General features: G+C 59.5%; 23 protein-coding genes. 12 read left to right on the forward strand and 11 right to left on the reverse strand.

The features are described from left to right. Positions 1 to 153 precede the first annotated feature (153 nt). The 5 genes from AC0J6G_RS03280 to AC0J6G_RS03300 form a co-directional block, all read right to left on the reverse strand. On the reverse strand, positions 154 to 855 hold the full coding sequence (locus tag AC0J6G_RS03280) for an ABC transporter ATP-binding protein (protein ID WP_475251252.1): 702 nt from the start codon (positions 853 to 855) through the stop codon (positions 154 to 156). Next, complete coding sequence (gene livG / locus AC0J6G_RS03285) at positions 855 to 1,622, reverse strand: high-affinity branched-chain amino acid ABC transporter ATP-binding protein LivG (RefSeq protein WP_475251254.1); 768 nt, start codon at positions 1,620 to 1,622, stop codon at positions 855 to 857. The genes AC0J6G_RS03280 and livG overlap by 1 nt, the downstream gene beginning before the upstream one ends. After that, a complete protein-coding gene (locus AC0J6G_RS03290) occupies positions 1,619 to 2,887 on the reverse strand; it encodes a high-affinity branched-chain amino acid ABC transporter permease LivM (protein WP_475251256.1) in 1,269 nt (422 codons plus the stop codon). The genes livG and AC0J6G_RS03290 overlap by 4 nt, the downstream gene beginning before the upstream one ends. Next, positions 2,884 to 3,807 carry a high-affinity branched-chain amino acid ABC transporter permease LivH gene (livH, locus tag AC0J6G_RS03295; RefSeq protein ID WP_475251258.1) on the reverse strand — a complete coding sequence of 308 codons (924 nt, stop codon included), beginning with the start codon at positions 3,805 to 3,807 and terminating at the stop codon, positions 2,884 to 2,886. The genes AC0J6G_RS03290 and livH overlap by 4 nt, the downstream gene beginning before the upstream one ends. Before the next feature lie 117 nt (positions 3,808 to 3,924). Further along, the gene (locus AC0J6G_RS03300) at positions 3,925 to 5,046 is read right to left on the reverse strand and encodes a branched-chain amino acid ABC transporter substrate-binding protein (protein ID WP_475251260.1); all 1,122 of its coding nucleotides are present in this window, start codon (positions 5,044 to 5,046) and stop codon (positions 3,925 to 3,927) included. Between the two features lie 312 nt (positions 5,047 to 5,358). Between AC0J6G_RS03300 and AC0J6G_RS03305 the strand changes: the two genes are divergently transcribed. The 4 genes from AC0J6G_RS03305 to AC0J6G_RS03320 all read left to right on the forward strand — a co-directional run bounded on the left by AC0J6G_RS03305 (position 5,359) and on the right by AC0J6G_RS03320 (position 7,885). Then, positions 5,359 to 5,676 (forward strand): DUF2288 domain-containing protein, encoded by a 318-nt coding sequence (locus AC0J6G_RS03305; RefSeq protein WP_475253572.1) that lies wholly within the window; start codon positions 5,359 to 5,361, stop codon positions 5,674 to 5,676. Positions 5,677 to 5,751: 75 nt separating this feature from the next. After that, a complete protein-coding gene (locus tag AC0J6G_RS03310) occupies positions 5,752 to 6,120 on the forward strand; it encodes a DUF5064 family protein (RefSeq protein WP_475251262.1) in 369 nt (122 codons plus the stop codon). A gap of 80 nt (positions 6,121 to 6,200) precedes the next feature. After that, positions 6,201 to 7,106, forward strand: a complete 906-nt coding sequence (locus AC0J6G_RS03315; RefSeq protein ID WP_475251264.1) for an NAD(P)-dependent oxidoreductase — start codon at positions 6,201 to 6,203, stop codon at positions 7,104 to 7,106. Beyond that, positions 7,103 to 7,885 carry a hydroxypyruvate isomerase family protein gene (locus tag AC0J6G_RS03320; RefSeq protein WP_475251266.1) on the forward strand — a complete coding sequence of 261 codons (783 nt, stop codon included), beginning with the start codon at positions 7,103 to 7,105 and terminating at the stop codon, positions 7,883 to 7,885. The genes AC0J6G_RS03315 and AC0J6G_RS03320 overlap by 4 nt, the downstream gene beginning before the upstream one ends. 47 nt (positions 7,886 to 7,932) lie before the next feature. On the opposite strand, the gene AC0J6G_RS03325 is transcribed toward AC0J6G_RS03320, so the two are convergent. Further along, on the reverse strand, positions 7,933 to 10,140 hold the full coding sequence (locus AC0J6G_RS03325) for a hypothetical protein (RefSeq protein ID WP_475251268.1): 2,208 nt from the start codon (positions 10,138 to 10,140) through the stop codon (positions 7,933 to 7,935). 310 nt (positions 10,141 to 10,450) lie between these two features. Here AC0J6G_RS03325 and AC0J6G_RS03330 point away from each other — a divergent pair, with 310 nt between their 5' ends. Continuing rightward, the gene (locus AC0J6G_RS03330; protein ID WP_475251270.1) at positions 10,451 to 11,782 is read left to right on the forward strand and encodes a spinster family MFS transporter; all 1,332 of its coding nucleotides are present in this window, start codon (positions 10,451 to 10,453) and stop codon (positions 11,780 to 11,782) included. 66 nt (positions 11,783 to 11,848) lie between these two features. On the opposite strand, the gene rapA is transcribed toward AC0J6G_RS03330, so the two are convergent. After that, entirely contained in the window at positions 11,849 to 14,692 is a 2,844-nt protein-coding gene (rapA, locus tag AC0J6G_RS03335; protein ID WP_475251272.1) for an RNA polymerase-associated protein RapA, read from the reverse strand. A 174-nt stretch (positions 14,693 to 14,866) separates the two neighbouring features. On the opposite strand from rapA, the gene AC0J6G_RS03340 reads away from it, so the two are divergent. From AC0J6G_RS03340 to ccoM, 4 genes are all read left to right on the forward strand, one after another. Further along, positions 14,867 to 15,166 carry an aspartate-semialdehyde dehydrogenase gene (locus tag AC0J6G_RS03340; protein WP_475251274.1) on the forward strand — a complete coding sequence of 100 codons (300 nt, stop codon included), beginning with the start codon at positions 14,867 to 14,869 and terminating at the stop codon, positions 15,164 to 15,166. A 41-nt stretch (positions 15,167 to 15,207) separates the two neighbouring features. Then, on the forward strand, positions 15,208 to 15,810 hold the full coding sequence (locus AC0J6G_RS03345; protein WP_475251276.1) for an alpha-ketoglutarate-dependent dioxygenase AlkB family protein: 603 nt from the start codon (positions 15,208 to 15,210) through the stop codon (positions 15,808 to 15,810). Next, positions 15,807 to 15,968: a hypothetical protein gene (locus tag AC0J6G_RS03350; RefSeq protein ID WP_475251278.1), complete on the forward strand. Its 162-nt coding sequence runs from the start codon at positions 15,807 to 15,809 to the stop codon at positions 15,966 to 15,968. Before AC0J6G_RS03345 ends, AC0J6G_RS03350 begins: the two co-directional genes overlap by 4 nt. Positions 15,969 to 16,123: 155 nt before the next feature. Beyond that, on the forward strand, positions 16,124 to 16,240 hold the full coding sequence (gene ccoM / locus AC0J6G_RS03355) for a cytochrome c oxidase subunit CcoM (RefSeq protein ID WP_475251280.1): 117 nt from the start codon (positions 16,124 to 16,126) through the stop codon (positions 16,238 to 16,240). A gap of 81 nt (positions 16,241 to 16,321) precedes the next feature. On the opposite strand, the gene glpD is transcribed toward ccoM, so the two are convergent. Both glpD and AC0J6G_RS03365 read right to left on the reverse strand, forming a co-directional pair. Beyond that, a complete protein-coding gene (gene glpD, locus AC0J6G_RS03360; protein WP_475251282.1) occupies positions 16,322 to 17,863 on the reverse strand; it encodes a glycerol-3-phosphate dehydrogenase in 1,542 nt (513 codons plus the stop codon). 165 nt (positions 17,864 to 18,028) lie between these two features. After that, on the reverse strand, positions 18,029 to 18,787 hold the full coding sequence (locus tag AC0J6G_RS03365; RefSeq protein ID WP_475251284.1) for a DeoR family transcriptional regulator: 759 nt from the start codon (positions 18,785 to 18,787) through the stop codon (positions 18,029 to 18,031). A gap of 168 nt (positions 18,788 to 18,955) precedes the next feature. On the opposite strand from AC0J6G_RS03365, the gene ybaK reads away from it, so the two are divergent. From ybaK to AC0J6G_RS03380, 3 genes are all read left to right on the forward strand, one after another. Continuing rightward, the gene (gene ybaK, locus AC0J6G_RS03370; protein WP_475251286.1) at positions 18,956 to 19,426 is read left to right on the forward strand and encodes a Cys-tRNA(Pro) deacylase; all 471 of its coding nucleotides are present in this window, start codon (positions 18,956 to 18,958) and stop codon (positions 19,424 to 19,426) included. 37 nt (positions 19,427 to 19,463) lie between these two features. Next, positions 19,464 to 20,951, forward strand: a complete 1,488-nt coding sequence (gene glpK, locus AC0J6G_RS03375; protein WP_475251288.1) for a glycerol kinase GlpK — start codon at positions 19,464 to 19,466, stop codon at positions 20,949 to 20,951. 128 nt (positions 20,952 to 21,079) lie between these two features. Continuing rightward, on the forward strand, positions 21,080 to 21,880 hold the full coding sequence (locus tag AC0J6G_RS03380; protein ID WP_475251290.1) for a PhzF family phenazine biosynthesis protein: 801 nt from the start codon (positions 21,080 to 21,082) through the stop codon (positions 21,878 to 21,880). 5 nt (positions 21,881 to 21,885) lie between these two features. Here the strand turns inward: AC0J6G_RS03380 and AC0J6G_RS03385 are convergent, their stop codons facing one another. Beyond that, positions 21,886 to 22,992 (reverse strand): ABC transporter ATP-binding protein, encoded by a 1,107-nt coding sequence (locus tag AC0J6G_RS03385; protein WP_475251292.1) that lies wholly within the window; start codon positions 22,990 to 22,992, stop codon positions 21,886 to 21,888. Further along, positions 22,989 to 23,909, reverse strand: a complete 921-nt coding sequence (argF, locus tag AC0J6G_RS03390; RefSeq protein WP_475251294.1) for an ornithine carbamoyltransferase — start codon at positions 23,907 to 23,909, stop codon at positions 22,989 to 22,991. Before argF ends, AC0J6G_RS03385 begins: the two co-directional genes overlap by 4 nt. Positions 23,910 to 24,339: the final 430 nt, after the last annotated feature.

Here is a 24,339-nt window from a genome sequence, read left to right on the forward strand (position 1 = left end):
GGCCGCCATTGTAACTGCCCGGCGCGGCTATGCACGGAAGATCAGGCGGACGGCGGCGATAAATCTGCCGACAATTGCAGCTTATGCCGAACGTTGCCGTGTATTCACCCATAAAAAACCGCCCATAAGAGCGGTTTTTTATCGCAGGGATGGTTAGCCACCCAAGTAAGCGTCGCGCACCTTCGGGTCATTCAGCAGCTCATGGCCGCTGCCCTGCATAACGATCCGGCCGTTCTCCAGCACATAGCCACGGTCGGCCAGTTTGAGCGCCTGGTTGGCGTTTTGCTCGACCAGGAACACCGTTACCCCGTCCCTGCGCAGCTGTTCGATGATGTCGAAGATCTGCTGAATGATGATCGGAGCCAGGCCCAGCGACGGCTCATCAAGTAGCAGCAGTTTGGGCTTGCTCATCAGCGCGCGACCGATGGCGAGCATCTGCTGCTCACCGCCGGACATGGTGCCTGCACGCTGGGCAAAGCGCTCTTTCAGGCGCGGGAACAGGTGCAACACCTTGTCCAGCTGTTCCTGATTATCGGCCTTGCTGCCGAAGAAGCCGCCCATCACCAGGTTTTCTTCCACGGTCAGGCGGGAGAACACCCGGCGACCCTCCGGCACCACGGCAATGCTCTTGCGCATGATGCTCGGGGTGTCCTGGCCGATCAGCTCTTCACCTTGGTAGCGGATGCTGCCGCTGCTTGCCTGGGGCGAGCCGCAGAGAGTCATCAGCAGGGTTGATTTACCGGCCCCGTTGGCACCGATCAGGGTGACGATCTCACCCTGACGCACTTCAACGTTAACGTCGTGCAGTGCCTGGATCTTGCCGTAGAAGGTGGAAACGTTCTCGAAATACAGCATCACGCTTCCCCCAGGTAGGCTTTGATCACGTCCGGGTTTTCGCGGATCTGCTCCGGCGTACCGTCCGCCAGGGGCGTGCCCTGGTTGATCACGTAAATGTGGTCGGAAATGCTCATGACCAGCTTCATGTCGTGCTCGATTAGCAGCACCGTTACGTTGTGCTGATCACGCAACATGCCGATCAGTGCCTTAAGGTCGTCGGTCTCGCGCGGGTTGAGACCGGCAGCGGGTTCGTCGAGCATAAGGATGCGCGGACGCGTCATCATGCAGCGGGCAATTTCCAGGCGGCGTTGCTGACCGTAGGCGAGGGTGCCGGCCGGGCGGTTGGCGAATTCGGTCAGGTTGACCTGATCCAGCCAATGCGCGGCGTAGTCCATGGCCTCGTGCTCGCTTTTGCGAAACGCTGGGGTCTTGAACAGCCCGGAGAGGAAGTTGGTGTTGAGGTGGCGATGTTGCGCCACCAGCAAGTTCTCCACCGCAGTCATGTCCTTGAACAGGCGCACGTTCTGGAAGGTGCGCACCACGCCTTTACGGGCGATCTTGTGGCCCGGCAGGCCTTCGATGTGCTCACCATCCAGGCTGATACTGCCGGACGTAGGCTGGTAGAAACCGGTCAGGCAGTTGAAGACGGTGGTCTTGCCGGCCCCATTCGGGCCGATCATCGACACCACTTGTTTCTCTTGCACGGATAAGCCCACTCCATTGACGGCCAGCAGGCCGCCGAAGCGCATGGACAGGCCGCTTACTTCTAGAATCGCGCGGCTCATCGTTTCAGCTCCAAGTGCGGACGTTGCATGGGCAGCAAACCCTGCGGACGCCAGATCATCATGAATACCATCAGCGCGCCGAACATCAGCATGCGGTACTCGCTGAACTCACGCATCAACTCAGGCAGCAGGATCATCACCACCGCAGCGAGAATAATGCCGAGTTGCGAGCCCATGCCGCCCAGTACCACGATGGCCAGAATGATCGCTGACTCGATAAAGGTGAACGACTCCGGTGTCACCAGACCTTGGCGCGCGGCGAAGAAGCTGCCGGCGAAACCGGCGAAGGTCGCCCCCAGGGTAAAAGCCGAGAGTTTGATCACGGTTGGGTTCATGCCCAGCGCGCGGCAGGCGATTTCGTCCTCACGCAGTGCTTCCCAGGCCCGGCCAATCGGCATGCGCAGCAGGCGATTGATTACGAACAGGGTCAGCAACACCAGCAACAGTGCGATCAGGTAGAGGAAGATCACCTTGTTGATCGAGTTGTAGGCGATGCCGAAATACTCGTGGAAGGTTTGCATACCTTCGGCCGCGCGGCGCTCGAACGACAGGCCGAACAACGTCGGTTTGTCGATGTTGCTGATGCCGTTAGGGCCGCCTGTGAGGTCGGTCATGTTACGCAGCAGGATGCGGATGATTTCGCCAAAGCCGAGGGTCACAATGGCCAAATAGTCACCACGCAGGCGCAGCACCGGAAAGCCCAGGATAAAACCGAAGAACGCCGCCATCAGGCCGGCAATCGGTAGGCATACCCAGAAGCCCAGGCCGTAATAGTGCGACAGCAGCGCGTAGCTGTAGGCTCCGACCGCGTAGAACCCGACGTAACCCAGATCAAGCAAGCCAGCCAGGCCGACCACGATGTTCAGGCCGAGGCCGAGCATCACGTAGATCAGGATCAGTGTGGCGATGTCCACCGCGCCGCGCGAACCAAAGAACGGCCAGGCGAGGGCGACCATGATCAGACCGAGGATAATCCAGCGCTGTGTCGAGGGCAGGGTGAGGAAGTTACTCGCCTTGCTCGGGACGCTGGGCAGGCTGGGTACCTGGCCCCAGGCCGCACTCAGTTGGCTGCGGAACAACTGCCAAAAGAACATGGCGATGGCGCAACCGATAATGGTCCAGACAATGGCTGGGCTGGCACCTTGCACTTCAAGCTTGATCCCCACGGTCGTCAGCTTCAGGCCAAGCACCGGATAGGCCACAGCCAACACCAGCAGGGCACTGAAAATCGCGGTCTTGAGGTTTTTTGCGATGGAGGTACTCATACTTTTTCAACCTCCGGACGACCGAGGATGCCTGTCGGGCGGAACAGCAAAACCAGAATCAACAGGCTGAAGGCCACCACGTCCTTGTATTGATCACCGAAGATGTCGGCACCGAATGCTTCGGCCAGGCCCAGCAACAGCCCGCCCAGTACTGCGCCTGGAATGCTGCCAATTCCGCCCAGAACTGCGGCGGTGAAGGCCTTGATCCCGGCGAGGAAGCCCAAGTGTGGGTTGATTACGCCGTATTGCATGCCCAGCAACACAGCGGCAACACCGGCCAGTGCCGCACCGATGACAAAGGTCAGGGCAATGATGTTGTTGGTGTTGATGCCCAACAGGTTAGCCATCTTGATGTCTTCGGCACAGGCGCGGCAGGCGCGGCCCAGGCGTGAGCGCGAAATGAACGCGGTCAGCGCCAGCATCACCACGAAGGTGACGACGAAGATCAGCACCTGCATGTAGGAAATCACCACGCCATTCATCGCACTTTCACCCAGCACAAAGTTGCCAGGCAGCAGGTTGGGGATGGCTTTGTCTTTTGAGTCCTGAGCCAGCAGTATTTCGTTTTGCAGGAAAATCGACATACCGATGGCGGAGATCAGCGGGATCAAACGGTTACCACCACGCAAGGGGCGGTAGGCGACCCGTTCGATGCTGTAGCCGTAGGCGCTGGCAATAATGATGCTGCCGGCGAAGGCGGCGATCATCAACAGCGGCAGGCTGTCCAGGCCCATCAGGGTCAAGCCGGCAATCACGATAAAGGCGACATAGGAGCCGATCATGTAAACCTCGCCGTGGGCGAAGTTGATCATGCCGATAATGCCGTAAACCATGGTGTAGCCGATGGCTATCAGGGCGTAAGTGCTGCCAACGGTCAGACCGTTAACCAGCTGTTGCAGGTAGTGATACAGATCAGGCATTGCCTAACTCCTGGGTGGCACGCAAGGCAGCGCCAGTGGCGCAGCATGCAACCGGAATTCTTCTAATAAGCAAAGCCCACGGCAGGTGCAGTGGGCTTTGGGTTCAGGCGGGGAGGCTTACTTGGCTTCGGTCTTGGTGCCGTCCTGGTGCCATTCGTAAACCACGAAGCTGAAATCCTTCAGGTCACCCTTTTCATCGAAGCTCAGGTTGCCTGTCGGGGTGTCGAAGCTGTTGGCGCGCAGGGCTGCGGCCACTTTAGCGGTGTCGGTATCGCCTGCTTTAGTGATGCCTTCAGCAATCACCTGAACAGCGGCATAGGCCGGGAATACAAACGGGCCGCTTGGGTCTTCGTTCTTGGCCTTGAATGCATCAACCAGTGCCTGGTTGCGTGGGTCCTGATCGAACGACTTCGGCAGGGTTACCAACATGCCTTCGGAAGCCGGGCCGGCGATGGCCGAGATTTCCTTGTTGCCCACGCCTTCTGGGCCCATGAACTTGACCTTCAGGCCTTTCTCGGACGCTTGGCGCAGCAGCAGGCCCAACTCAGGGTGGTAGCCGCCGTAGTAAACGAAATCAACACCGGCTTGCTTGAGCTTGGAGATCATTGAGGAGAAGTCTTTGTCGCCGGCGTTAATGCCTTCGAACAGAACAACCTTGGTGCCTTTGCTTTCCAGGGTCTGCTTGACAGCAGTGGCGATGCCTTCACCGTATTGTTGCTTGTCGTGGATAACAGCAACCGCTTGCGGCTTGACGTTGTCAGCAATGAAGTTACCGGCGGTTGGGCCTTGCAGGCTGTCCAGGCCGATGGTGCGAAACACCAGTTCATAGCCGCGTGAGGTGATGTCCGGGCTGGTGGATGCCGCGGTAATCATCAGGATGCCTTCGTCTTCATAAATATCGGACGCTGGCTGAGTGGAGCTGGAGCAGAGGTGACCAACAACGAATTTAACTTCGTCGTTGACGATCTTGTTGGCGACAGCAACCGCTTGTTTCGGATCGCAGGCGTCGTCATACACCACGCCTTCGAGCATGGCGCCGTTAACCCCGCCGGCTTTGTTGATCTGCTCGATGGCCATTTTGGCACCGATGAACTGCATTTCACCGTACTGCGCGACTGCGCCGGTGACAGGGCCTGCCAGGCCAATTTTGATGGTGTCTGCTGCAACCGAGTAGCTGGCAACGCCAGCCATGGCCATGGCGGCAAACAGTTTGGAAATCTGCTTAGTAGCCTTGTTCATAATGCTCCACTCTTATTGGTTTTGATTATTGTAGTTCTGGCGGCCAAAGCTGCAGAACCGGGTTGTTTCCCCGGCCATCCCCCCGGCAACTGTACCGGTGCAGTGTAGAGCGCTGCTTCGCGGCTTGAAAAGCGACTTGCTGGGGGCAAAACCTCGGGATGTCGCGTTAACGCAATGAATGTATAGAAAAACGGCGTGTCTTTCTCGCCGTTGATGACGTCGCGAATTTGCCAGCTGCTGGGGCGACGCTATCATGGCGGCCGATTCCTAATACGGCCATCACTAACAGGGCAATGTATGTCTGAGCGTCTCATCGCAGAACAACCTAGCACCCTCTATGCCAAGCTGCTTGGCGAAACGGCCGCTATCACCTGGCAGGAGCTGCAGCCGACCTTCGCCCGTGGCGCGTTGTTGTGGGTCGACGCTACGCACGATTTGATCGAAGTTGCGCAGGCCTTGGCGCAGAATGACCAGGTTAAAGTGGCCGCCTGGCTGGCCGCAGGTGTGTTGAGTAAGGTTGACGACAGCCGCGCTGAAGACCTGCTAAGCCGCGAGCCAGAGCTGTGGGCGGTGGTCGTGGCGCCCTGGGTGCTGGCGCAGGAGCGTATTAAACCCGCGCCGCTGCACTGATCTGGCGCATGCGTCACTTCTCATTTTGAGCCACTATGCGGGCAGCACCGCGAACGGATTACAGGAGCTGTCGACATGTTTGAACCAGGGCATCTACATCGCGCCAACACCGTGGCCACGGCCGGGTCACCATTGTTCAGCGTTGACCTGTACTACGACGTGCGCCTAGACCCGAATGAAGGTCCGATGTTGCACATGCGTATGCAAGGGCAGGTGGACGGCAAGGTCTTTGAAGAGGTTTTCGAGCTGCACCGCGACACGGCCTTCAACTTCGCCAGTGTGGCCACCCGTTTGGCGCGTAAACATGGCGTGCCGACCAACCGTGGCCTGATCATGCGTAACCATGCCGAATACGACCTGATGTTTGAGGACATTCGCGCCAAGCTCAATGCGCACAGCGGCGAGCCGGTCAACCTGGATCACCTGGAAAAAGACGGCCTGTAAGCCCGTTCGCGGCGCTGATGAGGCAGGCTCTGGCGCAGGCTACGTTAAGATAGTGGCCATCAATGAGTCGGAGTCTGTCTATGCCCACATCCCTTCCTACATTGGCATTTGCGGGTATCGGTCTAATGGGGCTGCCCATGACCCAGCGGCTACTTGCTGCCGGTTATCCGCTGAGCGTTTGGAACCGTTCCCCTGATAAGTGCGCGCCACTGCACGCGTTGGGCGCGCAGGTTATGGCGAGCCCCGGGCAGCTCTGTGCTCAGGCCGATATCGTCATGCTCTGTTTGGCAAACACTGAGGTGGTGCGTGAGGTGGTATTTGGCCCCGGCGGCATTGCTGAAACGGCCAAGCCTGGACAGGTACTGGTGGATTTTTCCAGCTTAGAGCCTGCGGCCACCCGCGAAATGGCCGCTGAGCTGCACGCCCGCTGCGGCATGCATTGGGTTGATGCGCCTGTGTCCGGTGGCACACCCGGCGCAGCCAACGGCACACTGGCGATTATGGCCGGTGGTCGGGTCGAGGACATCGGGCGGGTGCGGCCGATCCTCGCGCACCTTGGGCAACGCCTGACGCGCATGGGCGACGTCGGCGCGGGCCAGGTGACCAAGGTGTGCAACCAGATGATCGTCGCCTGTAACGCCCTAGTGATCGCTGAAGTAGTGGCCCTGGCAGAACAGGCTGGGGTTGATGCCAGCTTGATCGCGCCAGCGCTGGCCGGTGGTTTCGCTGATTCCAAGCCGCTGCAGATTCTTACACCGCAGATGGCCGAGAGCCAGTTCGAGCCGGTCAAATGGCATGTGCGTACCCTACTTAAGGATCTGGATACGGCAGTCAAACTGTCGCAACAGATCGGTTCGGCCACGCCGCTCAGTGGCCTGGCCGCGCAGCTAATGCGCCAACATGGCAGCCAGGGCAATTTGGAGCGCGACCCAGCGACGCTGGTGCAGCTGTACCGCAAGCCACAGCCGCAAGAGCCACAGGCATGAAGATCGCCGCCAACCTGTCGCTACTCTTTACCGAGTTGCCGCTGATTGACCGAGTGGTGGCTGCCGCCGCTGCTGGCTTTGATGGCGTGGAAATCCAGTTTCCCTATGAGTTGCCGGCCATTCGCTTGAAAGAAGCGCTGGCCGCTGCAGGCATGCCGCTGCGCCTGATCAACCTGCCTACCGGTGATTTGATGAGCGGCGGCCCAGGCTTGGCCGTGGTGCCTGCGCGTCAGGGCGAGTTTGATGCCGCGTTGCAGGAGGCCCTGAGTTATGCGGCGATGGTGCGTCCGGCGTTGGTTAATGTGCTGCCGGGACGTTTGGCGCCAGGGCTTGATCAAGAGCAGGCGCATGCCTGCCTGGTGGCTAACTTGCGCCAGGCCGCCGAGGCTTTTCAGTTATTAGGTATTGGCGTGGTGGTGGAGGCGATCAATCCGCTGGATATGCAGGGCTTTCTGATCAATACCCCGGCGCAGTTGGATGCGCTGCTCAAGGCCGTGGCTCACCCTAACCTGACGGCGCAGTACGACCTTTACCACATGGCGCGCCAGAAACTGGATATACAGGCGGGTATCGCTCTGCTGGCCGGGAATATCGGTCATGTGCAGTTTGCCGATTACCCGGGGCGCGGTGCGCCGGGCACTGGCGAGCTGCAGTTCGCGCCGCTGCTGACGGCGCTGCGTGACAGTGGCTATCAGGGCTGGTTGGCGGCCGAATATCGACCGGGCGAAGCCGGCACCCAGGCCAGCCTTGGCTGGTTGAGTAAATGGCGCGAGAGCTAAGCACCTACCTGCAATCCGATTGATCTCGGGTTGCAGGTTGCAGTGGCTTACTCGGGCTTGTCTTCGGCGTACTTGTTGAGCGAGATAACCCGGGTCTTGCCAATGCGGTGGCGGTAGATCTCGCGCAGGTACTTGATGGCTTTTTTTACGCTGTCGCGTGACAGGCGAATGTCGTTGATCGAGACGAACTTGCTCTGATCATGAATCAGCTCGCGGTACTTCTTTTCGTACATCGGCTTGATCGCATACCAGTTGGTGTCGAGGATTTTCGCCGGGTTCTCAAACTCGTTGAGCATGGCGTCAACGCGTACCTCGTCGAACTCATCGCTCATGATGAAATCGAGAATGGCGTTGTCCAGGCTCTCATCGAAGCGGTGCGGGTCGCGGGCGAAGCAGCGTTTGATAAAGGCCACGATCAGGGTCAGAAAATCATCCGACAGGCACGGGCTCTTGGCGATTAGGGTGGTTAGCGACAGGTTGGCCGAGGCGCCGATCACCAGCGCATAGCGCTTCAGCGTGGTGTTGGGGAACAGGCTGTTGAGGTGGGTCTTGAGCCGGTTCAGGTCCATATAGGACAGCTTGTAGTCCTTTGGCAGCGAGACGATCGACACCACCGAGGAGCAGTTCTTGAAGAAGTGCAGGTCGCTGAGTTTGGCGGCGTTGAAATTGGATTTTTTGTACTCATCCAGCGCTTCGCGGTAACGCTTGGACTCGATCGGCAGCAGGCTGATGCCTTCAATGGCCTGAGTGACCTTGTTGAAGTGCGGCAGGTCGATGGAGCGGAAGAACAGGTCGTCAATATTCAGCCGCGACGGCTCTTTTTCCAGTACGCGGAACTTGTCCAACACCGCTGCGCTCTGCTCGGGCACAACTGATTCGGCATAGGCCACGGCCACCGGGCCGGCGAGGCTCATAAACAGGTCGTTGGCGTCCAGGCGGATGGTTTCGCCAATATCAATGCCGGCACGGCGGAAGTAGTTCTGGTCGTAATCGGTGGTCACCGCCTGGGCGGTGAGGATGTTGAAAATCTGCTGCGAGATGTACTGGTTGGCGTGACGCTCCATGGCGTTGACGTCGATGTTCTGGATATTGCCGTCGTCGCTCTCTTCGGCGTAGCGCATGATGTCGTTGGAGATCAGCATCATCGCGTTCCACGGGCGGATGCGACGCATCACGCTGGCTTCGCTGTTCTCTTCGTTATCGAAGTTGTAGGAGAAGTCCCATTCTTCGGCGAGGTATTTACACAGTAGGCGGCCGGCGTTGATGTGCAGGGCCTCGGACATTTCGCTGCGTTGGTCAGAGATGTTCGGCAGGATGCAGATACCGCTGGTGAAAATGGGTTCGAAGACGAAGCTGTGATCGCGGTTCTCCGGGGTTTCTTCGAAGCTCTTGGTGTCGAAGGTTTTGCTCATGTAGGCAAACTGCTGGGCCAGGCCGAATTCCGACGCCATACCCGAGCCGGTACCGCCGCCGGCGCTAAAAATGTAGAAATACAAACGCGATTGGTTGGCCTTGATCCCGCAGGAGTCAATCAAATAGCTGTGGATGAACTTCCAGTCTTCGTTGGTGAAGCGCTGGGTGTCCTTGTTCAGAATGATCTTGGCCAGATACTGCCCGAGAATTGGCGCATTACCGGCACCGCCAGCATGCACCTCGGACAGGTCCATGATTTTCATTTTGCTGTAGTCGCTTAAAAAACCGCTGGTTTCACCTTTACGCGAAAAGCGGATGCGTCCCTCGATGTCTTTATCCAGGTCGCCGAGCATCACCAGGGGTTCTATCAGGAAAACTGGCTTGCTGTCCTTGCTCGGTGCGCGCAACAGGTTGCTGCGAATCCAGCGCGTGGGGCGAAAATCCTGCTCGGCTACGGTCTTTTCTTCGTTGTTGAACTCGCTCAGGTAAAACTGCCGGGCGTTGTATACCAGTGAGGCAACATCCAGGGCGATGTTCGAGCCACAGCGGCCGAGGCCGATCAGGCACACCGAGGGGAAGTGCTGCCCGCTCCGATCGTGGTCGTCATCCTGCGGCGCAGGCGGGAATACCAGGCTGCGCAGACCGTCGAGGTTATCGAGGATGCGATCAATGTCGCGCTCGGTGAAATACATGTACTGCTCGCCGCTGCTGTCCAGCCGCATGGGCGGTTGCTGCGGGGCTGCGGGTTCGAGTGGGGCGAGCAGGGTATCAGCCAGGTCAGCCAGGTCAGCCAGGGTGGCTTCGGTCGCGGGGGAGGTCACAGCGTCTTTTTTTGTTTTCATTTAGAGACAGTCCGGCGGCTAACTGGGTTAGGTGGGCAAATGGCCACATTGCGCTCAACACGCTTGTTTGTAGCATGAAAAATAGAAGATCTCGCTGTTGCACGCGCTTTTACTGAGGCTTATCCAGCGTTTTTTTGAGGCGTTTTGTGACTTACATGCTGGCCTAGGCGGCCATTACCCGGCATACACGCAACAAATAGTCACTGACAGCCTTGGCGCAAGGCTCTAGATTGAGCCTGCACATGCTGTATATGGCGGCTGGCCACGTGTCACCGACCTGCTTCGATAACAACAAATAGAGATGGATTCCATGCAGCAGCAATCCCTACAAGCGGCGAATGCCTGGCGCATTCTGTTCCTGCTTTTTCTCGCCAACCTGTTCAACTTTTTTGACCGCACCATTCCGGCGATCATCATTGAGCCGATCCGCATGGAATGGGATCTGAGCGACCTGCAGCTGGGCTTGATCGGTACCGCCTTTACCATCGTTTATGCGATTGCCGGCGTTCCGCTGGGGCGCATGGCCGATACCGGCGCGCGGCGCAAGATCATGGGCTGGGGGTTAGCAGCCTGGAGCGGTCTGACCGCAGTCAACGGCTTGGCCTGGAATTTCTGGAGCTTCCTGCTGATTCGTATGGGCGTGGGCATTGGCGAAGCCAGCTATGCGCCGGCGGCCAACTCACTGATCGGTGATCTGTTCCCGGCGCACAAGCGTGCGCGCGCCATGGGCATCTTTATGCTCGGTTTGCCGATTGGCCTGCTGCTGGCGTTCTTCACCATCGGTGCGATGGTTAAAGCGTTCGACAGCTGGCGTGCACCGTTCTTTATTGCGGCGGTGCCGGGGCTGATCCTCGCGCTGTTTATGTTCTTTATCAAAGAACCCGAGCGTGGCGCGGCTGAGAGCGTGCAGTCGCGCACCACGGCGGTGGAAAAACCCCTGCGCAAGGTGCTGGCGATTCGCACCTTCTGGTGGCTGGTGATGGCTGGCCTGGCCTTCAACTTCGCCACCTATGCCTGTAACTCATTCATGGTGCCGATGCTGCAGCGCTACTTTCTGATGCCGCTGGAGCAAGCGGCGATGGCCACCGGGGTGATTGTCGGCTTAACCGGGTTGGTCGGCCTGACCCTGGGCGGCTGGCTGGCGGACAAGATCCACCAGCGTTGGCAGACCGGGCGTCTGCTGTTTGCAGCAGTGAGCATGTTGATTGCTGCCGTGGCCACCGGCTATGCCTTGCTGGCTGGGCGCGTCGAGATTGCCGTATTTGTGGCCTTGTTCAGCATCGGCTGGCTGTTTGCGTATAACTTCTACACCTGCGTCTACACCGCGATTCAGGATGTAATCGAGCCACGTCTGCGTGCTACCGCTATGGCATTGTTCTTTGCCGGCTTGTACCTGCTGGGTGGTGGCCTTGGCCCATTGGCGGTGGGCATGTTGTCAGACTACTACTCCAATGCGGCGATGCTTGCAGCCGGAGCCAGTGAAATGAACGAAACCTTCAAGGCTGTGGGGCTGCACAACGCCATGTACTTGATTCCGGTTGCCTTGTTCCTGACCATGCTGGCGCTGCTGCAAGCGTCGCGCTGCTTTGTGACTGATGCGGCGCACATGCAACGGGGCATGAGCGAGGTTGAGCCCGGCTAAGTACACATGCCACCCAACAAAAGGCCCGCAATTGCGGGCCTTTTGTTGGGTGGGCAAACCTAACCGTTAACCCGCGACCAGCACGCGGATGGCTTCCAGGCGCAGCGCCGCTTTGTCGAGCATGGCCAAGCCTTGCTCACGTAGCTGGCGCAGGGCGTTGAGTTCGCTGTCGCGTACGCTGGGGTTGACCGCTTGCAACGCGATCAAACGCGCCAGTTCCTCGTCTGTTTCGGCGGCCAGGCGGCGCTTGGCTTCTGCAACGCGTTCGTTATGGCGCGGTGCAACCTTGCTTTCGCCGGCATTGATCAGCGGGTTGAGGCTGTCGCGCTGGGCCTGGACGAACTTGTTGGCGCTGGCGCGTGGCACGCTTTCCAATTGTTCGTTGAGGGTGACGAAAGCCACCTTATGCGCCAGGTCGTTGCCGTTGGCATCGAGCAGGCAGCGCAAGGCGATAGGCGGCAGGTAACGACCCAGTTGCAGCGCGCGTGGGGCGACTACTTCGCTGACGTAGAGCATTTCCAGCAGCACGGTACCGGGTTTCAGGGCCTTGTTTTTGATCAGCGCGACGCCGGTATTACCCATTGAACCGGAGCGCACCAGGTCCATACCGCCTTGCACCATGGGGTGTTCCCAGGTGAGGAACTGCATGTCCTCGCGGGCCAACGCCATGTCACGGTCGTAGGTGATGGTGACACCTTCGTCGTCGCCAAGCGGGAAGCTGGCGTCCAGCATTTTCTCGCTGGGCCGCAGGATCAGAGCGTTGTCGGAGTGGTCTTCACTGTCGATGCCGAAGGCGTCGAACAGCTGCTCCATGTAGATTGGCAGGGCGAATTGGTCATCCTGCTCAAGAATCGCCTCAACCAGGGCCTCACCTTCGCCAGCACCGCCGGAGTTGAGTTCCAGCAGGCGGTCACGACCGGCGTGCAGCTCACCTTCCAGGCGAATGCGTTCGGCCTTGGCTTCATCGACCAATGTTTGCCACTCGCCGTCATCGCCGCTTTCCAGCAGCGGCAGCAGGCGGCTGCCAAACTGGTGCTGCAGGGCGTTGCCGGTTGGGCAGGTGGCGAGGAAGGCATTCAGCGCGTGGTGATACCACTGGAACAGGCGCTCTTGCGGGCTGTTTTCCAGATAAGGCACGTGCAGCTGAATACGGTGCTTCTGGCCGATACGGTCGAGGCGGCCGATGCGCTGCTCAAGCAGGTCGGGGTGCGCTGGCAGATCGAATAGCACCAGGTGGTGGGCAAACTGGAAGTTGCGGCCTTCCGAGCCGATTTCCGAGCAGATCAGCACTTGGGCGCCGAACTCTTCGTCGGCGAAGTAGGCCGCCGCGCGGTCGCGCTCAAGGATGCTCATACCTTCATGGAACACGGTGGCCGGGATGCCTTTGCGCACACGCAGGGCGTCTTCCAAATCCATCGCGGTTTCGGCGTGGGCGCAGATCACCAGCACCTTGAACTTCTTGAGCATCTTCAGGGTGTCGATCAGCCACTCAACGCGCGGGTCAAACTTCCACCAGCGCAGGTCTTCATCGACATCCGGCTGCGCCTGGTAGCTAACTTCCGGGTATAGGTCGGCATGCTCGCCGATGGGCAGCTCCATGTACTCGTCAGGGCTGGACAGCGGGTAGGGGTGCAGCTCACGGTCGGGGAAACCCTGCACGGCGGCGCGGGTGTTGCGAAACAGCAGGCGGCCGGTGCCATGGCGGTCAAGTAGCTCGCGCACCAGGCGCGCGGAGGCATCGCTGTCTCCCGCATTAACGGCGCTGAGCAGTTCTTCGCCGCTTTCGCCGAGGAAGTCATGGATGGTTTTGTGCGCGGCATCGGACAAGCGGCCTTTATCAAGCAGCTCCTGTACGGCTTCGGCAATCGGTTTGTAGTGCTCGCTTTCGGCGCGGAAGGCGGCCAGATCATGGAAGCGATTCGGGTCGAGCAGGCGCAGGCGAGCGAAGTGGCTGTCCTGGCCGAGTTGTTCCGGGGTGGCCGTTAGCAGCAGTACGCCGGGGATAACTTCGGCGAGCTGTTCAACCAGCGCGTATTCAGCGCTGGCATGTTCTGGGTGCCAAACCAGGTGGTGCGCCTCGTCGACTACCAAAAGGTCCCAGCCGGCGGCAAACAGGGCGTCCTGGGCTTTCTCGTCTTCGCACAGCCACTCCAGCGCAACCAGCGCCAGTTGGCAGTCTTCGAACGGGTTGCCGGCATCGCTTTCGATAAAGCGCTCTTCATCAAACAACGCCACATCCAGGTTGAAGCGGCGGCGCATTTCCACCAGCCACTGGTGCTGGAGATTTTCCGGTACCAGGATCAATACGCGGTTGACGCGCCCAGAGAGCAACTGGCGATGAATGACCAGGCCGGCTTCGATGGTTTTACCCAGGCCCACTTCGTCGGCCAGTAGTACGCGCGGGGCGATACGGTCGGCGACTTCGCGAGCGATATGCAGCTGATGCGCAATCGGTTGCGCCCGCACGCCGCCCAGGCCCCACAGCGTGGACTGCAACTGACGGCTGGTGTAATCCAAGGTGTGGTAGCGCAGGGCGAACCAAGGTAGCGGGTCGATCTGCCCGGCGAACAGGCGATCGCTGGCCAGGCGGAACTGGATAAAGTTCGACAGCTGGGTTTCCGGCAGGGTGACGCTTTCATGCTGGGCATTGAGGCCGTGATAGACCAGCAGACCGTCGACATCGTCGACTTCCTGCACGGTCAGCTTCCAGCCTTCAAAGTGGGTGATTTCATCGCCCGGCGAGAAGCGTACGCGGGTCAACGGCGCATTGCGCAGGGCATACTGGCGCGTTTCGCCGGTGGCCGGGTAGAGCACGGTGAGCATGCGGCCGTCCTGCATCAAAACGGTTCCCAAACCCAGCTCTGCTTCGCTGTCACTGATCCAGCGTTGCCCCGGTTCATACTGCGCCATGCTTGTCTCCCGCGTGAAAAAGCCGACTATGGTAACGGAACCCTGGGTTAAGGCCCAAGGCGCATTGCAGCGCATCGGGCACTTTGTGTGGTTAGGTGGATCGAAAGTGTAGTGAGGTCGTGCTCAAGTCGTGGCCAGGCTGGCCGACAGTCTGACCAAAGGAGGGCTTAATAGATGCTGCCGCCAATCCCCCATAGCCTGGTACCCGTGACCGTCCAGCAGGACGTGGTCAAGCCACGGCCGGAGATACCGCCGGTGACGGCGTCCGCCGAAAGCGCCAAGGAAAGCGGTGTTAGCCTGGATAAGCGGCATCCGCAGGAAGCACAGGTGTTGCTACGCGAGGAGCAGCGCCGCCGCCAGCGTCGACACGGCTATACGCCTCAGGAACTTGCCGAGGGCGAGGTGGCTGAAGCGGATGAAGCCGCGTTGGAGGAGCTGCCGCGTCAAGGTCTATGGGTGGATGTGGAGGTCTGAGGCGTGCACACTTACTGGCATCACCTTGTGAGTGTTGCCCTGTGGATCTATTCGACGACCATCAATTGCGGCTGGCCAACGCCGAGCTTGAGTTACATGCGCAGTGGCTGGACGCGGTAACCGCGGATCGCTGGCTGGCTGAGTTAACCACGCAGACGCCCTGGCAGCAGCCACAGGTGCAGATTTATGGCCGGCAACTGCCGGTGCCGCGTCTGGTGGCCTGGTATGGCGATGCCGAGGCCCGTTACCGCTACTCCGGCTTGACCCATCAGCCACTGCCCTGGACACCACTGCTGGCGCAAATTCGCGCGCAAGTGGCTGCAGCGGTTGGGCAGCCGCTAAATGGCGTGTTAATCAACTATTACCGCGACGGTCAGGATTCTATGGGCTGGCACAGCGATGATGAGGCTGAGCTGGGGGCTAATCCGTTGATCGCCTCGCTAAATTTAGGTGGTACTCGCCGCTTCGACCTGCGCCGCAAAGGGCAGGGTCGTATCGAGCATTCACTGCTGCTGCAGCATGGTTCGCTGCTGGTCATGCGCGGGCCAACCCAGCATCATTGGCAACACCAAGTGGCGAAAACGCGCAGCCCCTGTGCGCCACGTCTGAACCTGACCTTTCGATTGATCAAGCCAACTCCATGAGCAAAGACAACAAGCTGATTGATTTCGCGGCTGAGCGCGACAAGCGCATCCATGACCTGCGCGACAAAAAACTCAATGAAATGCGTGATGCCTTCGAACAGGCCCTGCCGCTGCCCAAAGGCAAGAAAAAGCCCAAGGGCAAACCGAAAAAGCCTTGAGGCGGCTCCTTGATAGGCTGATTTGTTGATCTGGATCAGCTAAGCACTGCCTTGTCTGGTAAGTGCCTGACGCTTGTTGATCTGGATCAATAGCACTTCAGCGGCCCCTGCTAACTTGAAGCCATACCCACACAGGCTTCACGCAGGAGGCAACCATGTTTATCGATGTCGTAGTTCTCGCCGGTATCGGCACCGTCGGTCTAATGCTCGCCTTCTTCGCCGGTGTCGGTTACTTCATCTGGCAGGATTCGCACAAGCGCAAGCAGGGCTGATTCTGTTTTAGGGGCACGCAAGGCAATTTGGGCGACTTAGGTCGCCCTTTTTTATGTCTGGAATGTGACCACTTAAAGTGCTCACGCCGCGTGTGCATCTTCCGGGCTGCGCGGTGATCCGATGCGCAGGTAACTGTCGAGCTTGGCTTGCTGCGCCGGGGTGGTGAACAGGCCGAGCTTGCTGCGGCGCCAGAGAATGTCGTCCGCCTGCATGGCCCATTCTTCCTGGCACAAGTAATCGACTTCACGGGTGTACAGGCCAGCGCCGAGGTGTTCGCCCAGGTCGCTGAGGCTGCTCACGCCTTTGAGCATCAACCAGCTGCGGCTGCCGTAGCTGCTGGCCCAGCGCCGCGCCAGTGAGGTGGGCAGCCAGCCATAGCGGGCGCACAGGGCTTCAATCAGCGCGTTCTGGCTGTCCAGTTGCTCGGCGCCGGGCAGCAGACTGCTGGCGGTCCAGCTTGGGCCCATCTTGGGGAAGAAGGGCGCCAGTTGCGCCAGCGCCGACTCGGCGAGCTTGCGGTAGGTGGTGAGCTTGCCGCCGAACACGGAGAGCAGCGGTGCTTCACCAGGTTGGCCCGACAAAGACAGGGTGTAGTCACGGGTCACTGCTGACGGGTCGTCTGACTCGTCGTCGCACAGCGGCCGCACGCCAGCGTAGCTGTGCAGAATGTCGCTGCGGCTGAGCTGCTTTTTGAAGTGAGCGTTGACTACGTTCAATAAGTAATCGGTTTCTTCCTCACTGATCGTCACCTTGGCTGGGTCGCCTTGGTATTCGCGGTCCGTGGTGCCGATCAGGGTGAAGCGTTCCTGATAAGGAATGGCGAACACGATACGGCGGTCTTCGTTTTGCAGAATGTAGGCCTGCTCGCCGTCAAACAGGCGCGGCACAACGATATGGCTGCCTTGAATCAGGCGGATGCCGTAGGGCGATTCCTGTTTCAGATCCTCGCGAATAAACCGCGCCACCCAAGGCCCAGCTGCATTGACCAGGGCGCGGGCGCGAATCGAGAACAGGCTGCCGTCGCTGCGCTCCAGATGGATATGCCACAGGCCCTTGCTGCGCCGCGCGCTGACGCAGCGGGTGCGGCTGTGTATGTGCGCACCTTGTTCGCGGGCAGCCATGGCATTGAGTACCACCAGGCGGGCGTCATCGACCCAGCAATCGGAGTATTCGAAGCCCCGGCTGATCTCGCTTTTCAATGGGCTGCCGGCGCCGAAGCGTAGGCTGCGTGAACCGGCCAGCTTCTCGCGCTTGCCCAAATGATCATAGAGAAACAGACCGGCGCGGATCATCCACGCCGGCCGCAGGTGCGGGCGGTGGGGGAGGATAAAACGCATGGGTTTGACGATATGTGGTGCTTTGCTAAGCAGCACCTCGCGCTCAGCCAAGGCTTCACGCACCAGGCGGAATTCATAGTGCTCCAGGTAGCGCAGGCCACCATGGATCAGCTTGCTGCTGGCCGATGAGGTGTGTTGCGCCAGGTCGTCTTTTTCACAAAGAAACACAGACAAACCCCGGCCCGCAGCATCGGCTGCGATACCGACACCATTGATGCCACCGCCGATCACGGCAAGGTCATAGACTTCAGCGAGTGGAGTGTTGCTGGCGGGACGGGTAGGCATGGCTGCACCGAAAGTCAGTATTGAACTTTTAATGTTCACTTTCGAAAATATGCTAGTCGAATACCCACAGCTTCGCCACCCCGAAGTGCGCTTTCGCGCCCAGCGGTTGTGAGGAATGGGTAACGGGATATCGGCTAAGCAGGTGCCAGGCCAGTGTTGACAGTCTTACACCAGGTCGAGGTGTACTTTGTGCTCGGCGAGTAGGCGGTTGATTGCCGCGGACGGCGCGGCATCGGTGAAGAGCCGATCAACAAGGGCAACCGAGCCCAGGCGCACCACGGCATTGCGGCCGAACTTGCTGGAGTCGACGGCCAGAAAGACCTGGCGCGCATTGCTGATGATGGCCTGGGATACCCGTACTTCCTGGTAATCGAAGTCGAGCAGGCTGCCGTCTTCATCGATGCCACTGATGCCGACTAGGGCGAAGTCGACCTTGAATTGCTGGATAAAATCCACTGCCGCCTGGCCCACAATGCCGCCGTCGCTGCGCACCGTGCCGCCTGCCAGTAGCACCTCAAAGTCCGCCTTGGCGCTGAGTTGCGCGGCCACATGCAGGTTGTTGGTGATGATTTTCAGGCCCTTATGCCCCAGCAGTTCGCGGGCAATGGCCTCGGTGGTGGTGCCGATGTTGATAAACAGCGAGGCGTGATCGGGAATCTGCGCGGCAATTGCCGTGGCGATACGCTGCTTCTCATCACGCATAAGCCCGGCGCGCATGCTGTAGGCGGTGTTTTGCGTGCTGGAGCTTTCACTCGCTGCACCACCGTGGGTGCGGCGTAGTAGGCCCTGTTCAGCAAGTTGGTTGATGTCGCGGCGAATGGTTTGCGGAGTGACGGCAAACGCCTGGGCTAACTCATCGATGCTGACATAGCCGCGTTCACGGGCGAGTTCAAGAATATCGTGTTGGCGGGGCGGCAGGGTCATGGAAGCTCCTTGAAGGTGAGCTTCATTATAGGCGGTCACTCGGTAAATAATGCTCTGCCCCGTAAGGCGCTACCCTGCGCGGCGTTGCTGGGCAACCTTAAAAACTGCTCCGGATGTTTTTTTCGGCTAATGTACGCCAACGTTGTCAGATTATTTTCACATTCGAACATGACTCCAGCCATCGACCTGCTAAAAAAAGCCAAAGCCGTGCACCACGTGCACAGTTATCACCACGACCCCAAGGCCGCTTCCTACGGCCTGGAAGCGGCGGAAAAGCTCAATCTTGAGCCTGCTCAGGTGTTCAAGACGCTGCTGGCAGCCAGTGAAAAAGGCGAGCTGCTGGTGGCAGTGGTGCCGGTGGCCGGTACGCTTGATTTGAAAGCCCTGGCTCACGCTGCGGGGGTGAAAAAAGCCGATATGGCTGACCCCGCCGCGGCGCAACGGGCCACCGGTTATCTGTTAGGTGGGATCAGCCCGCTGGGGCAGAAGAAGCGCCTGCGCACTTTTATTGATGAGTCGGCGCAGCAGTTTCCCAATATCTACGTCAGCGCCGGGCGGCGCGGGCTGGAAGTGCAGTTGGACGCCGCAGTGCTGGCGCAGCTGACGCAGGCGTTGTTTGCACCTATTGGTCGCGGCTAGCGGCCGCTCTACAACTTATAAAAACAAGGAAATCTGCATGTCTCATTACCTGCTTGCCATCGACCAGGGCACCACCAGCAGCCGGGCGATTGTGTTCAGTGCCCAGGGTTTACCGGTGGCGCGCGCACAGCAGGAGTTCAAGCAGTATTTCCCCCAGGACGGCTGGGTTGAGCATGATGGTGAAGAGCTGTGGCTGAGCACCCTCAAGGTATGCCGTGAGGCGCTCAAGCAGATTGGCTTGAGTGCCAGTGACGTGGCGGCGATCGGCATTACTAACCAGCGTGAAACCACCCTGGTCTGGGATGCGCAGACTGGCACGCCAATCCACCCTGCAATTGTTTGGCAGGACCGGCGCACCGCCGATTACTGTGCGCAGCTAAAAGCCGCAGGCCACGAAGCGATGGTGGCCGCCAAGACTGGATTGCTGATCGACCCCTATTTTTCCGCAACCAAACTGCGCTGGGTTTTGGAAAACGTGCCGGGTGCCCGCGAGCGGGCTGAGCGCGGTGAATTGCGCTTCGGTACCGTCGACTCATTTTTGTTGTGGCGCCTGACCGGTGGCAAATCGCACAAGACCGATGCCAGCAACGCCTCGCGTACCTCGCTGTTCAATATTCACACCCAGCAATGGGACGATGAGTTGCTCGCGCTGTTCGACATTCCGCCGAGCCTGCTGCCGGAGGTGCTCGATTGCGCCGCCGATTTTGGCGTTACCGAGGCCAGCCTGTTGGGCGCATCGATTCCGGTGTTGGGTATGGCGGGTGATCAGCAAGCCGCGCTGATCGGCCAGGCGTGCTTTGCTCCTGGCATGGTGAAAAGTACTTATGGCACTGGTTGCTTCATGATTCAGAACACCGGCAGCACCCCCGTCACCTCAAAGAATCGCTTGTTGACCACGGTCGCCTATCGCCTCAACGGTAAGGTTACCTACGCGGTTGAGGGCAGCATCTTTGTCGCTGGCGCCGCTGTGCAGTGGCTGCGCGATGGCATCAAACTGATAAGCCATGCCCGCGATAGTGAGGCCATGGCCGAGCAAACCGGCGATGCCTGCGGCGTGTACTTGGTACCGGCGTTTACCGGTCTGGGTGCGCCGTACTGGGACCCGAAAGCTCGTGGCGCTATCTTCGGCCTGACCCGTGATACCGGGATCAAGGAAATCGTCACCGCCGGCCTACAGTCGGTGTGTTATCAGACCCGTGATCTGCTCGAAGCCATGCGTCAGGACGGTGCTGCCGAGCCCAATGCGCTGCGGGTGGATGGCGGCATGGTGGAAAACAATTGGCTTATGCAGTTTCTTGCCGACATTCTGGGCGTGCCTGTTGAGCGCCCTGAGGTCACCGAAACCACCGCTCTTGGCGTCGCTTACCTGGCAGGCCTGCAGGCTGGGCTTTATCAGGACCTGCAGAGCATTGCCCTGCACTGGCATCGTCAGCAGCGTTTCAATCCGCGCATGGCTGATAGTCACCGCAGCAGCTTGTATGACGGTTGGCTGGATGCAGTCAAAAGAGTGCGTAGCGAAGCGTGAGGCTGCTCTGAGGTCTTTGAGTTTGTGTCTGATCGCTGTTTTGCGGCATGCGCGAAGGCATCGGCAGCTGTTCGAGTGTGTGGGTGCTAAGGCATGCTGCGCGCTGTTAGGAATCAGGAGAGGCATCCATGCAGCTTGAATTTCACCAGGTCGATGCTTTCGCCACGCAGCTGTTTACCGGTAATCCGGCGATGGTTTATCGCTTAGACAGCTGGCTTGACGATGCCCTGATGCAGCAGATTGCCGCCGAGCACAACCTGGCGGAAACCGCCTTTGTAGTGAAAGACGGTGCCACCTGGCATATCCGCTGGTTTACCCCCACGGCCGAAGTGCCGCTGTGCGGCCATGCCACGCTGGCGGCTGCGCATGTGCTGTTTGAGGTCTACGACGAGCCGGGTCCTATTATCGATTTCAGCTGCTTGTCCGGGGCGTTGCGCGTTACCCGTGAGGGCGCTCAGCTGGTGCTGGATTTCCCGGTGCGCTTAGCGCAGCCCCATGCGTTGGTGGGCGAGGTGGAGCGCGCCTTGGGTATGCCCGTGCAGGCGGTACTGGCCTGGTCAGGTGCTGAGGGTATTCAAGAGTTGTTGGCTATTCTGGCTTCGGAGGCTGCGGTACGTGCTTGTCAGCCAGACTTGGCGGCAGTGGCAACATTGCCAGGGCTGGGGCTGCTGATCAGCGCGCCCGGTAAGCAGCATGATTTCGTTTCGCGTTACTTTGCCCCAGCCATCGGTATTGATGAAGACCCCGTCACCGGCTCGGCCCACTGCATGCTTACGCCCTATTGGGCTGCGCGCCTGGGTAAACGCCAGTTGCGCGCGTTTCAGTGTTCAGCGCGTGGCGGCGAGTTGCAGTGCGAGTTAGCTGGCGAGCGGGTAAAGATTGCCGGCCAGGCGCTGTTGGTCGCCAGTGGCCGGCTGTTACTACCGTGAGTTGATTAGCTGTCGCTGCTGAAGCGGCGCACACCGGACTCGCCCAGAGTGACTTGAGCGGCAATGCTTCCAAGTGCCGGGAACACCACCAAGTGGTCGGCGGCTACGCGAATACCGACCTGTTGGCCTGGCTGGTGGTCGGCGTGGCTGGGGAACACCGACTCCAACTGGCTGCCAGTCGGCAGTTGCAGGCGATACAGGGTCGCTGCACCGAGGAAGGTCTTGCCGACGATCAGCGCTTTTTGTGGGCTGTCGGGGTCATAGACGATGTCGTCCGGGCGCAACAGCACATCCACCGCGCTGCCGCTTGGCCAGGTGTAGGCGCGGTTGCCGCGAATCAGGCCGAGTTCGGTCTGCACCGAGTCCGGACTGAGCAGTTGCCCGCGAATGAAATAACCCTGGCCGATAAAGCTGGCGACAAAGGGGGTCAGCGGCTCGTGGTAGAGATTAAACGGGGTGTCCCACTGCTCCAGCTTGCCTTCCTTGAACACACCGACATGATCACTGACAGCAAAGGCTTCTTCCTGATCATGGGTGACCAGAATCGCGCTGGTGCCGCGCGCCTTGAGGATGTCACGCACCTCATGGCTTAAGCGGCGGCGCAATTCACCGTCAAGATTGGAAAAGGGTTCATCGAGCAGCAGCAGTTGCGGTTCCGGCGCGAGCGCACGGGCAAGGGCCACGCGTTGCTGTTGGCCGCCGGACAGCTCGTGCGGGTAGCGCTTGCCCAGATGACCGAGCTTGACCAGCTCCATCAGCTCTTGGGTGACGCGCTCGCAGTTGGGCTGTTTGCGAATACCAAAACCGATGTTCTCGGCCACGCTCAGGTGCGGAAACAGCGCGTAATCCTGAAACACCATGCCGATCCGACGTTTCTCCGGGGCCAGGGTAAAGCCGGCCTTAGAGATCACCTGATCGGCCAGCTGAATCTCACCTTCCAGCACCGGCTCAAAACCGGCAATGGCACGCAATGTGGTGGTTTTGCCGCAACCGGAAGGGCCGAGTAGGCAACCAATATCCCCCGCATTTAGGTGCAGGTTGAGTTGCTGCACCACTTTGTGGTCCGGGTAGCCGCAGCTGAGTTCGCGTAGGTTTAGCAGGGCTTGGCTCATGCGTGGTGGTACGCCGGTTCAACCAAAAATTCGAGCAGCGCTTTCTGCGCGTGCAGACGGTTTTCCGCCTGATCCCACGCCACTGAGCGAGGGTCATCGAGCAGGTCGACGCTGATTTCCTCGCCGCGATGCGCCGGCAGGCAGTGCAGGAACAACACGTCCTCGGCGGCGGCGTCGAGGAGGGCGCGCGTCACCTGATACGGCTGGAACTGACGCATGCGCTCGGCGGCTTCCTCTTCCTGGCCCATGGAGGCCCAGACGTCAGTGCTCACCAAGTGCGCGCCGGCCACAGCCTGCAGCGGATCACGTAGCACCTGCACGCGCTCGCCCGCCAGGGCCAACAAGCGGGCGTTCGGCTCGTAGCCCTCGGGGCAAGCCACGCGCAGCTGGAAGTCGAACTGGATGGCCGCTTCTATATAGGAGTTGCACATGTTGTTGCCGTCGCCGATCCAGGCCACGGTTTTACCTTTAATGCTGCCGCGATGTTCCTGATAGGTCTGCATGTCAGCCAACAGTTGGCAGGGATGCAGGTCATCGGACAGGCCGTTGATTACCGGCACGCGCGAATTGGCGGCGAACTCAGTCAGGGTGCTGTGGGCGAAGGTGCGGATCATTACCGCATCAAGCATGCGCGACATGACGATGGCAGCATCACCAATCGGCTCGCCACGGCCCAGCTGGGTGTCACGTGGCGACAAGAAGATGGCCTGGCCGCCGAGTTGGATCATGCCGGCTTCGAACGACAGGCGGGTGCGGGTTGAGGCCTTCTCGAAGATCATGCCCAATACGCGGTTTTTCAGCGGCTCAAACAGTACGCCGCGGTTACGCAAGTCCTTCAGCTCCATGCCTCGGCGGATCAGGCTCACCAGTTCAGCGGGCGTGCAATCCATCAGCGAGAGAAAGTGTCTTGCGCTCATCGTTAACTACCTTTTGACAACGGGGCGCAGGTTCAATGGCCTAATTAAATTGAAGAAACGGCAGAACCTACGGCTTGGGGCCGCATCATGCGACGAAACGGGGAAGTCGCGATCTTATAAGGAAATGACAAGCAGGCGCAAATTGCCCGCGCTTTCACGCTGGAAGGCGGTGAAGGCACTGCGGTGAACACTTACGCCTATATCGGTTGATCTAATGCCGCGCAATTCACGGAATAAACCCTGCTGGTACAGGGTGCTACCAGCCGCCATAGTCATGCCTTTACGATATTCAGCGTGTTGACTTAGAACTTGTCGCGGATCTCGCGAGCTAGAGCAAAACAAGGCGAAAACGGCTGAGGAGGCGGAGTGTACTTTTGTACATGAGCATTCCGAAGCCGTTTTCAACGCAGTTTGGCCGACGCGCAGCAGA

The sequence above is a fragment of the Pseudomonas sp. TS_SC_3 genome (genome assembly GCF_056156225.1).

What these genes read in the sequence shown, in the direction of transcription:
- AC0J6G_RS03280 (WP_475251252.1), bottom strand. Translation starts at nt 855, where the DNA reads ATGCTGTATTTCGAGAACGTTTCCACCTTCTACGGCAAGATCCAGGCA.
- livG (WP_475251254.1), bottom strand. Translation starts at nt 1,622, where the DNA reads ATGAGCCGCGCGATTCTAGAAGTAAGCGGCCTGTCCATGCGCTTCGGC.
- AC0J6G_RS03290 (WP_475251256.1), bottom strand. Translation starts at nt 2,887, where the DNA reads ATGAGTACCTCCATCGCAAAAAACCTCAAGACCGCGATTTTCAGTGCC.
- livH (WP_475251258.1), bottom strand. Translation starts at nt 3,807, where the DNA reads ATGCCTGATCTGTATCACTACCTGCAACAGCTGGTTAACGGTCTGACC.
- AC0J6G_RS03300 (WP_475251260.1), bottom strand. Translation starts at nt 5,046, where the DNA reads ATGAACAAGGCTACTAAGCAGATTTCCAAACTGTTTGCCGCCATGGCC.
- AC0J6G_RS03310 (WP_475251262.1), top strand. Translation starts at nt 5,752, where the DNA reads ATGTTTGAACCAGGGCATCTACATCGCGCCAACACCGTGGCCACGGCC.
- AC0J6G_RS03315 (WP_475251264.1), top strand. Translation starts at nt 6,201, where the DNA reads ATGCCCACATCCCTTCCTACATTGGCATTTGCGGGTATCGGTCTAATG.
- AC0J6G_RS03320 (WP_475251266.1), top strand. Translation starts at nt 7,103, where the DNA reads ATGAAGATCGCCGCCAACCTGTCGCTACTCTTTACCGAGTTGCCGCTG.
- AC0J6G_RS03325 (WP_475251268.1), bottom strand. Translation starts at nt 10,140, where the DNA reads ATGAAAACAAAAAAAGACGCTGTGACCTCCCCCGCGACCGAAGCCACC.
- AC0J6G_RS03330 (WP_475251270.1), top strand. Translation starts at nt 10,451, where the DNA reads ATGCAGCAGCAATCCCTACAAGCGGCGAATGCCTGGCGCATTCTGTTC.
- rapA (WP_475251272.1), bottom strand. Translation starts at nt 14,692, where the DNA reads ATGGCGCAGTATGAACCGGGGCAACGCTGGATCAGTGACAGCGAAGCA.
- AC0J6G_RS03340 (WP_475251274.1), top strand. Translation starts at nt 14,867, where the DNA reads ATGCTGCCGCCAATCCCCCATAGCCTGGTACCCGTGACCGTCCAGCAG.
- AC0J6G_RS03350 (WP_475251278.1), top strand. Translation starts at nt 15,807, where the DNA reads ATGAGCAAAGACAACAAGCTGATTGATTTCGCGGCTGAGCGCGACAAG.
- ccoM (WP_475251280.1), top strand. Translation starts at nt 16,124, where the DNA reads ATGTTTATCGATGTCGTAGTTCTCGCCGGTATCGGCACCGTCGGTCTA.
- glpD (WP_475251282.1), bottom strand. Translation starts at nt 17,863, where the DNA reads ATGCCTACCCGTCCCGCCAGCAACACTCCACTCGCTGAAGTCTATGAC.
- AC0J6G_RS03365 (WP_475251284.1), bottom strand. Translation starts at nt 18,787, where the DNA reads ATGACCCTGCCGCCCCGCCAACACGATATTCTTGAACTCGCCCGTGAA.
- ybaK (WP_475251286.1), top strand. Translation starts at nt 18,956, where the DNA reads ATGACTCCAGCCATCGACCTGCTAAAAAAAGCCAAAGCCGTGCACCAC.
- glpK (WP_475251288.1), top strand. Translation starts at nt 19,464, where the DNA reads ATGTCTCATTACCTGCTTGCCATCGACCAGGGCACCACCAGCAGCCGG.
- AC0J6G_RS03380 (WP_475251290.1), top strand. Translation starts at nt 21,080, where the DNA reads ATGCAGCTTGAATTTCACCAGGTCGATGCTTTCGCCACGCAGCTGTTT.
- AC0J6G_RS03385 (WP_475251292.1), bottom strand. Translation starts at nt 22,992, where the DNA reads ATGAGCCAAGCCCTGCTAAACCTACGCGAACTCAGCTGCGGCTACCCG.
- argF (WP_475251294.1), bottom strand. Translation starts at nt 23,909, where the DNA reads ATGAGCGCAAGACACTTTCTCTCGCTGATGGATTGCACGCCCGCTGAA.